General features: G+C 71.1%; 8 protein-coding genes. 2 read left to right on the top strand and 6 right to left on the bottom strand.

Translation table 11 applies throughout. The features are described from left to right. Positions 1-9: 9 nt before the first annotated feature. From ffh to nsdA, 5 genes are all read right to left on the bottom strand, one after another. Positions 10-1,560 carry a signal recognition particle protein gene (gene ffh / locus OG289_RS35505; protein WP_327318122.1) on the bottom strand — a complete coding sequence of 517 codons (1,551 nt, stop codon included), beginning with the start codon at positions 1,558-1,560 and terminating at the stop codon, positions 10-12. Positions 1,561-1,682: 122 nt separating this feature from the next. Beyond that, positions 1,683-4,130 (bottom strand): [protein-PII] uridylyltransferase, encoded by a 2,448-nt coding sequence (locus tag OG289_RS35500; protein ID WP_327318121.1) that lies wholly within the window; start codon positions 4,128-4,130, stop codon positions 1,683-1,685. Positions 4,131-4,156: 26 nt separating this feature from the next. Continuing rightward, positions 4,157-4,495 (bottom strand): P-II family nitrogen regulator, encoded by a 339-nt coding sequence (locus OG289_RS35495; protein WP_003997576.1) that lies wholly within the window; start codon positions 4,493-4,495, stop codon positions 4,157-4,159. Beyond that, positions 4,492-5,835, bottom strand: coding sequence for an ammonium transporter (locus OG289_RS35490; RefSeq protein ID WP_327318120.1), 1,344 nt, complete (start codon positions 5,833-5,835; stop codon positions 4,492-4,494). Before OG289_RS35490 ends, OG289_RS35495 begins: the two co-directional genes overlap by 4 nt. 335 nt (positions 5,836-6,170) lie before the next feature. Further along, positions 6,171-7,655: a transcriptional repressor NsdA gene (gene nsdA / locus OG289_RS35485; RefSeq protein ID WP_327318119.1), complete on the bottom strand. Its 1,485-nt coding sequence runs from the start codon at positions 7,653-7,655 to the stop codon at positions 6,171-6,173. Positions 7,656-8,103: 448 nt separating this feature from the next. On the opposite strand from nsdA, the gene OG289_RS35480 reads away from it, so the two are divergent. Further along, positions 8,104-8,760: a bifunctional DNA primase/polymerase gene (locus tag OG289_RS35480; RefSeq protein ID WP_327318118.1), complete on the top strand. Its 657-nt coding sequence runs from the start codon at positions 8,104-8,106 to the stop codon at positions 8,758-8,760. Positions 8,761-8,858: 98 nt separating this feature from the next. Here OG289_RS35480 and ftsY read toward each other — a convergent pair whose 3' ends face one another. Further along, positions 8,859-10,073, bottom strand: a complete 1,215-nt coding sequence (gene ftsY, locus OG289_RS35475) for a signal recognition particle-docking protein FtsY (RefSeq protein ID WP_327318117.1) — start codon at positions 10,071-10,073, stop codon at positions 8,859-8,861. 343 nt (positions 10,074-10,416) lie between these two features. Between ftsY and OG289_RS35470 the strand changes: the two genes are divergently transcribed. Continuing rightward, complete coding sequence (locus tag OG289_RS35470) at positions 10,417-11,388, top strand: LLM class flavin-dependent oxidoreductase (protein ID WP_327318116.1); 972 nt, start codon at positions 10,417-10,419, stop codon at positions 11,386-11,388. The last annotated feature ends 63 nt before the right edge of the window (positions 11,389-11,451 follow it).

Here is an 11,451-nt window from a genome sequence, read left to right as displayed (position 1 = left end):
CGGCGGGTGTCAGCCCATGAACTTCTTGAACTCGTCCGGCAGCTCGAAGTCCTGGCTGCCCTGCTGCGGCAGCCCGAGCGCGTTGCCGCCCTGGGCCTGCGCCTCGCGGCGCTGGGCCGCCTCCAGCTCCTGCTGCTTGCGCTTCATCGGGTTGCCCGAGCGCTGCTTGCCCTTGGCCTGCTTCGGCTGCTTCTTCTGGCGGCCGGGGCCGCCGCCCATGCCCGGGATCCCCGGCATGCCGGGCATGCCGCCGCCCTGGGCCATCCGGGACATCATCTTGCGCGCCTCGAAGAACCGCTCGACCAGGCCCTTCACCGCGCTGACCTCGACACCGGAGCCCTTGGCGATACGGGCGCGGCGCGAGCCGTTGATGATCACCGGGTCCTGGCGCTCGCCCGGGGTCATCGACTTGATGATCGCGGCCATGCGGTCGACGTCCCGCTCGTCGATGTTGTTGATCTGGTCCTTGATCTGGCCCATGCCGGGCAGCATGCCGAGCAGCTTGGAGATGCTGCCCATCTTCCTGACCTGCTCCATCTGGGCCAGGAAGTCGTCCAGGGTGAAGTCCTGGCCCTTCTTGGACGCCAGCTTGGAGGCCATCTTCTCGGCCTCTTCCTGACTGAACGTCTTCTCCGCCTGCTCGATCAGGGTGAGCAGGTCACCCATGTCGAGGATGCGGGAGGCCATCCGGTCGGGGTGGAAGGCGTCGAAGTCGTCGAGCTTCTCACCGTTCGACGCGAACATGATCGGCTTGCCGGTCACGGACGCGATCGACAGGGCGGCACCACCACGGGCGTCACCGTCGAGCTTCGACAGCACGACACCGTCGAAGCCGACGCCGTCACGGAAGGCCTCGGCCGTGTTCACGGCGTCCTGACCGATCATCGCGTCGACGACGAAGAGGATCTCGTCGGGCGAGACGGCGTCGCGGATGTCCGCGGCCTGCTGCATCAGCTCGGTGTCGATACCGAGGCGGCCGGCGGTGTCCACGATCACGATGTCGTGGACCTTGGCCTTCGCGAACTCGATGGAGTCCTTGGCGACCTTCACCGGGTCGCCGACGCCGTTGCCCGGCTCGGGCGCGTAGACCGAGACCCCGGCCCGTTCGGCGACGACGCTGAGCTGGTTGACGGCGTTGGGGCGCTGGAGGTCGGCGGCGACCAGGAGCGGCGAGTGGCCCTGCTCCTTCAGCCAGCGGCCGAGCTTGCCCGCCAGGGTGGTCTTACCGGCACCCTGCAGACCGGCCAGCATGATCACGGTCGGCGGCTGCTTGGCGAAACGCAGGCGCCGGGTCTCGCCGCCGAGGATGGTGACGAGTTCCTCGTTGACGATCTTCAGGACCTGCTGGGCGGGGTTCAGCGCCTTGGAGACGTCGGAGCCGAGGGCACGCTCCTTGACGTTCTTGATGAACGTGCGGACGACCGGCAGGGCCACGTCGGCTTCGAGGAGAGCGATGCGGATCTCGCGCGCCGTGGCGTCGATGTCCGCTTCGCTCAAGCGCCCCTTGCCGCGCAAGTTCTTGAAGGTCGCTGAAAGGCGATCGGAGAGAGTATCGAACACGGCGGCGTCGGTCCTCGGAGTCGGGGGCAGTCTGAGCGTCTTCCAGAGTATCCGGCCGCGCAAGACATTCGTCCCCGCCTGCTGTATTCAGCGGACGGGGACGGCTGCCGCGCGGCGCGGGGTCAGGCCCGCAGGGTCTCCTCCAGCTTGCGGGTCACGGAGGCGGCCTCGTCGGCGGGCAGGGGCGCGCCCTGTGCTCCGGTGACGTAGAAGGCGTCCACGGCGTTCGCGCCGAGGGTCGAGACGTGCATGCTGCGCACCCGCAGTGCCTCGTCCTCCAGCGCCCGTCCGATCCGGAACAGCAGCCCCGGCGCGTCCTGCGCGCGGACTTCGATGACCGTGGCGTGCCGGGAGGCCGCGGAGGCCACCGTCACGCGCGGCGGCGGCGCGACCACGCCCCGGCGGCGGGGGTAGGCGGCGTCCCGCTCGGCGAGCCGTCCGGCGATGTCCAGCGAGCCGTCCAGGGCGCGTACGAGGTCGGCGCGCAGCCGGGCCGCCTGGGGCAGCGAGCCGTACTCGGCGGCGACCCGCCAGTTCAGCAGCAGGACGGAGCCCTCGACTCCGGTCGGCAGGTCCAGGGCGCGCAGCTCGGCCGTGCGGACGGTCAGCCGGTGCATGGCGAGCACTCCGGCCACGGCGGGCAGCACGCCCTCCTGGTCGGGCACCGCGATGAGCAGCTCCACGCCGAGCGGCTCGGGATCGCCCGCCGACTGCTCGTCCGTGGGCGCCTCGGTCTGGGCGCGCAGGGACAGCACCGGGCTGCCCGTGGCGATCGCCTCGATGGCCAGCCGCTCCTGCTCGGCAGTCGGCGCGGCGTCGTCCGCCGCCTCGAGCTCGTCCCCGGCGAGGACCGCCGCGACCCGTTTGACCAGGTCCGCCACGAGCGAACCCCGCCAGGAGGACCAGGCGGCGGGCCCGGTGGCCAGCGCGTCCGCCTCGGTGAGCGCGTGCAGCAGCTCCAGGGTGCTCTGCGAGCCGACCGCCTCGGCGACCGAGCGGACCGTGGCCGGGTCCTCCAGGTCTCGCCGGGTGGCCGTCTCGATCAGCAAGAGGTGGTGCCGTACGAGCGCGGAGAGGACGGCGACGTCGGCGCGGTCGAAGCCGATGCGGGCGGCGACGTCCTTGGCGATGATCTCGCCCGCGACGGAGTGGTCGCCGGGCCAGCCCTTGCCGATGTCGTGCAGCAGGGCGGAGACCAGGAGGAGGTCGGGGCGGCTGACGCGGCGGGTGAACTCGGAGGCGCGGACGGCGGTCTCGATGAGGTGCCGGTCGACGGTCCAGATGTGCACGGCGTTGCGCTGCGGCCGGCAGCGGACCCGCTCCCAGTCGGGCAGGAGGCGCGTGATCAGGCCCTCGGCCTCCAGCGCCTCCCAGACCTCGATGGTGGGCCGGCCCGAGCCGAGCAGGGTGACGAGCTGTTCGCGGGCCTCGGCGGGCCAGGGTGTGGGCAGGGGGCGCACGGTGGCCGCGAGGCGCCGTACGGCGTGCAGGGAGAGCGGGAGGCCGGCCTGGGCGGCGGCGGCCGCGGCGCGCAGCGGGAGCACGGGGTCACGTTCGGGGCGTGCGGCCCGGGCGAGCACCACCTCGCCGTCCTGTTCCACGACCCCTTCGGCCAGCGGAGAGCGCTCGGCGACGGGCTTCCCGCCCCCGAGCATGGCGCGCAGCCTGGGCCGCACGGCGCGCGACCGCAGCACACGCCCCACTTCACGCCAGGTGACGTCACTCGCATACGAGATGACCCGCGCCGCCTCGTACACCTGCCGCAGCAGCGTGTCGGCGTCGAGCAGCCCGAGCTCGGCCGCGACCTGGTCCTGCTCCTGGAGCGCGAGCCGGTCGGTCGCCCGCCCCGTCGCCAGGTGCAGGGCGTCACGTACGTCGAGGAGCCGGCGGCGCGCGTCGTCGAGGCCCTCGCGGGGCGCGTCCGCCAGCCAGGAGGCGGCGACGGCCCGCAGCGCGGTGGCGTCCCGCAGGCCGCCCCGCGCCTCCTTCAGGTCCGGCTCCAGCAGGTACTGCAGCTCGCCCTGGCGCTCGGCGCGCTCGGTGCACAGCTCCTGGAGTTCGGGAAGTCGCTTGGGCGCCTGGTTGCGCCAGTCGGCGAGGACGGCCGTACGCAGTCCGGCGGTCAGGCCGAGATCGCCGGCGAGGTGGCGGGCGTCCAGGAGACCGAGTTGGACTTTCAAATCCTCTGCGGCCGTCTTGCGTGCCTCGGCCGGGGTGCGGACGGAGTGGTCCAGGGCGAGGCCCAGGTCCCAGACCGGGTACCAGAGGCGGTCGGCGAGGGCGGCGACCGCCTTGGGATCGTCGCCGTCGTGCAGCAGGAGGAGATCCAGGTCGCTGCGCGGGGAGAGCTCGCCGCGGCCGTAGCCGCCGACGGCGACCAGGGAGACGCCCTTCAGGTCCTCGGCGCCCGCCGTGAAGAGCCCCGTCAGCCAGTCGTCGGTCAGTTCCGCGAGGGCGGCACGGCGCGGCGGCCCGGACCGCGCCCCCTCGGTGAGGAGGCGCAGCCGGGCCGCCGCGTAGCCGCTGGGTCCCGAGTCCTCTGCATCCTTGCGCACGTCCGTACTCGTCACCCAGCGACTCCTGTTCTGTTCTGCCGTCAGAGCGCGTCCGGGCCGCGCTCGCCGGTGCGGACCCGTACGGCCGTCTCGACCGGGAGGGACCAGACCTTGCCGTCACCGATCTTGCCGGTGCGGGCCGCCTTGACGATGACGTCGATCAGCTGCTCGGCGTCGTCGTCCTCGGCCAGCACCTCGATGCGGATCTTGGGGACCAGGTCGACGGTGTACTCGGCACCACGGTAGACCTCGGTGTGTCCCCGCTGCCGACCGTAGCCGCTGGCCTCGGTGACCGTCAGGCCGTGGACGCCGAACGCCTGCAGGGCTTCCTTGATCTCGTCGAGCCGGTGAGGCTTCACGACGGCGGTGATGAGCTTCATGCGTCCACCTTCTTGCTCGCGTCGGAGACCGCGGTCGGGAGGGCGGTCGTACGGGCGGCGCCGCCACCGGCCCCGCTGAAGTCGTATGCGGTCTCGGCGTGCTCCGCCTGGTCGATGCCGGCCACCTCGTCGTCCTCGGAGACCCGCATGCCGATGGTCTTGTCGAGGAGGAAGGCGAGGATCGCGGAGACCACCAGCGAGTAGCCGAGGATCGCGAAGACACCGGCGCACTGCTTCCACAGCTGGTCGAAGGAGTGGTTGCCGTAGAAGACACCGGTCGCCGTGGACTGGCCCTTGCCGCTGGCGAAGAAGCCGATGAGCAGGGAGCCGACGACACCGCCGACGAGGTGGACGCCGACGACGTCGAGGGAGTCGTCGTAGCCGAACTTGTACTTCAGGCCGACGGCCATGGCGCACAGCAGACCGGCGATGGCGCCGACGGCGATCGCGCCGAGCGGGGTGACCGCACCACCCGAGGGGGTGATGGCGACCAGACCGGCGACCGCGCCGGAGGCGGCGCCCAGCGTGGTGAACGCGCCGTGGCGGATCTTCTCGTAGACGAGCCAGGCCAGCATGGCGGCGGCGGTGGCGACCTGCGTGTTGACGAACATCAGCGCGCCGACGCCGTCGTCGTTGCCGAGCCACGAGCCGGCGTTGAAGCCGAACCAGCCGAACCACAGCAGACCGGCGCCGAGCATGACCAGCGGCAGGCTGTGCGGGCGCATCGGGTCCTTCTTGAAGCCGACGCGCTTGCCGATGACCAGGATCACGCCGAGAGCCGCGGCACCGGCGTTGATGTGGACCGCCGTACCACCGGCGAAGTCGATGACACCCAGCTCGAAGGCCCAGCCGCCGGCACCCCAGACCCAGTGCGCGACCGGGAAGTAGACGACCGTGGCCCACAGGGCGACGAACAGCGCCCAGGCCGAGAACTTGACGCGGTCGGCGAGCGCACCGCTTATCAGGGCCGGCGTGATGATGGCGAACATCATCTGGAAGACCATGAAGACGAAGATCGGGATGGTGTAGCCGTCCCAGAGGTCCGTCAGGCCGATGTTGCTGAGGCCGACCCAGTCGGAGTTCCAGCCGATGAGGCTGCCGGAGTCGGTACCGAAGGCGAGGGAGAAGCCGTACAGCACCCACAGGATGGTGACGATCCCGATGCTGATGAAGCTCATCATCAGCATGTTCAGGGTGCTCTTGACGCGGACCATGCCTCCGTAGAAGAAGGCGAGGCCCGGGGTCATGATCAGCACCAGAGCGGAACAGATGAGCATGAAGCCTGTGTTCGCGGAGGACAGCTTGGGTGCCTCCGCGGCAAGCGTGATGGCTGGTGCCATCGGCGTCTCCTCGTCGTAGTACGGCCCCGTGCGGGCGAAGCCAGAGCGGTTTTTGAGGGGTGGGCCGGTTATGCGCCATGAGATTGACGCAGCGCCGTTTCGGTGGAAGCCCCGGGTTGTTTCGCTGCCGTGACGAAGGCGCCGTGTGTGTTACGCATCGATGAACTGCCGGATGCCGCCGGAATCGATCGTTATCGTGGCGCAACCTTCGGAGAGAACAGAAGACCGGCCGCGGGCGGCCTTCCGATGACCTGGCATGGGGGAGCCGAGTCGGGCAGTTCGGGAGGGCCGGCCACGGCCGGAGTTCAAGGGTTTTGCTCTGTGGATCAGCTGGTTCAGACCGCTTCGGCCGTCTCCGGCAGCTCGATGCGGAGCCGCTCGGTCAGGTCCACGACTTCGGTGAGATCCCCGAAATCGCGTACAGCGCTGTCGACGGTCTTTCGGATACGAGTGTTGACGCGCTCGGAGCGCACCTTCTTGGCCTCCTTCATGGCCTGGGTGGCGAGGGCGGCACTCTGCTCGGGCTCACGTTGCAGCAGGTGGACGGTGGCCATGCCGATCAGGTTCAGCACGTACGACCGCTGGTGGTCGGTGTCCCCGGCGAAGTTCTCCACGGCCTTGCGCATCAGGGGCTCGGCCAGCGAGGCGTACGTGGGACTGCGGCCGGCGACATAGGCGAGGTCACGGAAGGAGTGGCTGTTCTCGCCGTACAGCTCGGCCTCGGAGAAGAAGTGGATCCAGTCGGGGTCGGGCTCGTCCCACTCGTCCGCCTCGGCGAAGGTGTCCTCGGCCATCCGCACCGCCCGCTTGCACCGCCCGGGCTGCCCCATGTTGGCGTAGGCGCGGGCCTCCATCGCATACAGCATGGACTGGGTGCGCGGGCTCGCGCAGTCCCGGCTGCCGTACTGCGCGAGATGGATCAGCTCCAGCGCGTCCTCGGGCCGGCCGAGGTGGATCATCTGGCGGCCCATGCTGGACAGCACGTAACTGCCGAGCGGCCGGTCACCGGCCTCCTTGGCCGCGTGCAGGGCCAGGACGAAGTACTTCTGCGCGGTGGGCTGGAGCCCGACGTCGTAACTCATCCAGCCCGCGAGTTCCGCCAGCTCGGCGGCGACTTTGAAGAGCTTCCTCCCGGTGGCCTCGGGCTGGGGCTCCTGGAGGAGGTCCGTCACCTCGTGCAACTGCCCGACGACCGCCTTGCGGCGCAGGCCGCCGCCGCACTGGGCGTCCCACTGCCGGAACATCACGGTGGTGGACTCCAGCAGGTCCAGCTCGGGCCGGGAGAGCCGGCCGCGGGCCCGGCTGGTGGGAACCGAGTCCGGCTCCCCGAGCGGGGCGGGCGGCGAGGGGACGAGCCATCGCTGCATGGGCTCGATGAGGGACGGTCCCGCACACAGGGCCAGCGAGGTCCCGAGGAAGCCGCGCCGCGCCAGCATCAGGTCGCTGCGCGAGAACTCGCTGAGCTGCGCCACCGTCTGCGGGGCCGTCCACGGCAGGTCGACGCCGGTCGCGGAGGGCGCCTGGCGCGCCGCGCGCAGCCCGAGGTCCTCGACGGAGACGACACAGCCGAACCTCTCGGAGAACAGCTCGGACAGGATCCTGGGAATGGGCTCGCGGGGGTTCTCGCCGTCCAGCCAGCGGCGCACGCGTGAGGTGTCCGTGGAGATGTGGCTGGCGCCCAACTGGCGTGCCCGGCGGTTGACTTGACGGGCCAGTTCACCCTTCGACCAGCCACTGCGGACGAACCACGACGTGAGCAGCTCGTTCGGGCGCCTGTCCGCGCTCACAGCGTTGTTTCCGCTTCCGCCGTTGCCGCTCACTGGAACGCCCCCACTCCCTGAGACCACTTGTCACTGAGTGCGCCAAGCCTTATCAGAATGCCGGTAAATACGGCCCTCCGTCCGGTACTTGTCACCCTTCGAACGGAAAGCCGACTTGCCTCCGGCATACCCACAAGCGCATGTGCCTCCAGGACCCGCGCACTCAAAGTAATCCCTCGATCACGCCTCCAGCCACGCCGACCCCGGAAACGCCACCATTCGCCACCCCTTCGAATGAACTCCCGGTGACCTGCACGCGATTCACTTGACGTAGAACGGCCAGGAGCGAGCGGAGCGAAGCGCTCAGGGGCGCGCACAGCCGAGCACACCACCCGGAGCGCTTCGAAGCGCTGCCTGAACGGGGCGGCCACCGGGCAGCGTGAGCACGCACAGTTACGACATGCGTCCGTTACGTAACCACTGGCGCGTCGGACCCGTTGGAGGGGGCATGGGCTTCACGATCGGCGGCATTCGCGAGATCCGCTCCGGCGCGCGCAGGCGCGGTCGCTCGTCCGAGTGCACCACCGTCGCCGAGTTCACAGGACTGTGGGGCTGGGACGTGGTGCCGGGCGCACGGGCCGCGGCCGGGGCCTGCTCGTGCGGGCGGCCCGCGTGCGGCGAACCCGGCGCGCATCCCCTGGAGTTCGCGCCGCGCGTCCCCGCCGGCGCCACCCTCGACGACGTGTCCAGGACCTGGGCGGAGTTCCCGGGCGCCGCGGTGATGCTGGCCGTCGGGCGCGCGTTCGACGTGATCGACGTCGCCGAGCCCGTCGGCCGTCGCGCCCTGGTCCGCCTGGAGCGCATGGGTCTCCCCCTCGGCCCGGTCACCGCCACCCCCGAAGGCCGCACCCAGTTCTTCGTCTCCCCCGGCGCCGCCGCCGAGCTGACCGACCTCCTCTACCGCATGGGCTGGGACGACCCGGCCGCCCTCGGCCTGCGCGGCCTCGGCCCCGGTACGTACATCACGGCCCCGCCCTCCGACCGCGGCGGCCTCGGCCCGGTCCGCTGGCTGCGCCCACCCGCCCTGGACTCGGCGACCCGACCGCCGGAGGCCCGGCTGCTGCTGGGGACGCTGGCGTACCTGGCGCACAGGTCGCGCGCGTAGGACGTGTCAGCCTCACGGTCGTACACAGCGAAGCGCCCGCTCCCACTGCACCGGGGGCGGGCGCTTCATCGCGGCAGATGCTGAATTCAATACCTGTGTCAGTCTCCGATGAGGGCGTCGACGAACGCCTCCGGCTCGAACGGCGCCAGGTCGTCCGCGCCCTCGCCCAGTCCGACGAGCTTGACCGGTACGCCCAGCTCGCGCTGGACCGCCACCACGATGCCGCCCTTCGCCGTGCCGTCCAGCTTGGTCAGGACGATGCCGGTGATGTCGACGACCTCGGCGAAGACACGGGCCTGGACGAGACCGTTCTGCCCGGTGGTCGCGTCGAGGACGAGCAGCACCTCGTCGAGCGGGGCGTGCTTCTCGACGACGCGCTTGACCTTGCCGAGCTCGTCCATGAGCCCGGTCTTGGTGTGCAGCCGCCCGGCGGTGTCGATGAGGACGACGTCGACCCCCATCTCCTTGCCCTCCTTCACCGCGTCGAACGCGACGGAGGCGGGGTCGCCGGCCTCGGGGCCGCGCACGGTGTGGGCGCCGACCCGCTCGCCCCACGTCTGGAGCTGGTCGGCGGCGGCGGCGCGGAAGGTGTCGGCGGCGCCCAGGACGACGGTCCGGCCGTCGGCGACGAGCACGCGCGCGAGCTTGCCGGTGGTGGTGGTCTTGCCGGTGCCGTTGACCCCGACGACCATCACGATGCCCGGCTTGCGGTCCTCGGGCTCGGTCCGCACGGTGCGGTCGACATCGGTGCCGACCAGCTTGAGCAGCTCCTCGCGCAGCAGGGTGCGCAGCTCCTCGGGGGTGCGGGTGCCGAGCACCTTGACGCGCTCACGCAGCCGCTCCACCAGCTCCTGGGTGGGCTGCACGCCGACGTCGGCGGTGAGCAGCGTGTCCTCGATCTCCTCCCACGTGTCCTCGTCGAGGTGCTCGCGCGAGAGCAGCGTGAGCAGCCCCTTGCCGAGGGCGTTCTGCGAGCGGGAGAGACGGGCTCGGAGGCGGACCAGCCGCCCTTCGGTGGGCTCCGGGATCTCGAGCTCGGGGACCTCGAGAAGGGGGCCGGCGGGCGGCTCCTCGACGGCGACACCGGTCGAGCCGCCGTCGGGGAGATCCACCTCCTCGATCGTGCGGCGCGGTTCGTCGCGCGGCGTCTCGGCCTCGTCGCCGACGTGCGGCTCGGCCGGAGGGGCGGTGATGTCGGGCGCGGTGGGGGGCGGCGGGGGCAGCGACTTCTTCCGTCGACTGCCGACGACGAGCCCGCCGAGCACCGCGAGCACGACCACGGCGATGACTACAGCAAGGATGACGGTTTCCATAACTGCTCCAGTATGGCGCGACCTCCCGCTCGGACGTTCGCTGTCCACGCGGGGGCGCACGCCCCGCCGGGCCGGGCCGGCCCGCCTGTCCGACTGTGGGTCGGCCGGGAAGCCCCTCAGGGGCGGAGTCACAACGGGTCCGGTTGGCGAACCCGCTCGGGTGCGCGCACAGGCACCCAGGGCGTGTCGTGGTCCATACGGTGGGTCGCGACACGCCCTTCCGATGTACCGGCGCCGTCGCCCGGGCGTGCCGAACGAGGGCACCGTACCCCTGGCTACCTGACGGTACGTCAGCTAACGTCCCCTGCGCCACGACCCGACCCGCCCGGCGAAGGGGGCTCCCATGCCCGTCACCGTCGTCCGCTTCAACCTCGTCGCCCCCGGCGCCTCTCCCGCAGAGCTGAGCGTCCGCTACCGGGCCGCGCTGGAGATGGCCGCGTACGCCGACGAGCACGGGGTCACCCTCGTGCAGACCGAGGAACATCACGGCGTCGAGAACAACTGGCTGCCGTCGCCGTTCGCCTTCGCGGGCGCGGTGCTCGGGGCGACCCGGCGGCTGGCGGTGACCGTTTCCGCCGTCATCGGCCCGCTGCACGACCCGCTGCGGCTGGCCGAGGACATCGCCGTGCTCGATCTGCTGAGCGGCGGGCGGCTGGTCACGGTCGTCGGGATCGGGTACCGGCCCGAGGAGTACTCCCGGGCCGGGGTGGACTGGAAGCGGCGCGGCCGGCTCCAGGACGAACTGCTGGAGACCGTACTGAAGGCCTGGACCGGCGAGGAGTTCGAGTACCGGGGCCGTACGGTACGGGTCACCCCGCGTCCGGGGACCGACCCGCACCCCCTCCTTCTGGTGGGCGGTTCCTCCGAGGCCGCCGCCCGCCGGGCCGCCCGGCTCGGCCTGCCGTTCTTCCCGAGCGCGCACCTTCCTGAGCTGGAGGCGTACTACAAGGAGCGGCTCGTGGAGTACGGGACGCAGGGGTGGACGATGATGCCGGGCGCCGAGACGCCGTTGTTGCACGTCGCCGAGGATCCGGACCGCGCGTGGGCCGAGTACGGCGGACACTTCCTGCACGAGGCACGGACGTACGCCTCCTGGCAGTCCGGCGACATCCGCTCGGCCGTGAAGTCGGGAGCGATGACGGTCGGGGAACTCCGGGACGAGGGCGTGTACCGGATTCTCACCCCGGACGCGTGCGTGACGCAGGGGCTCGACAACCTCGTACTGCATCCGCTCGCGGGCGGGATGCCGGTGGAGGAGGGGTGGCGGAGTCTGCGGCTGTTCTGCGAAGACGTACTGCCCCGGCTCGGGGGGTGAGCCGGGGCAGTACGTTCTCACGGGTATCGAGGAGCGGGCAGCGGGGACTTGGCCCGGCTCCTC

The organism is Streptomyces sp. NBC_01235, assembly GCF_035989285.1.
Taxonomy (GTDB): Bacteria; Actinomycetota; Actinomycetes; order Streptomycetales; family Streptomycetaceae; genus Streptomyces.
This window is presented reverse-complemented; position numbering and strand designations above follow the sequence as displayed.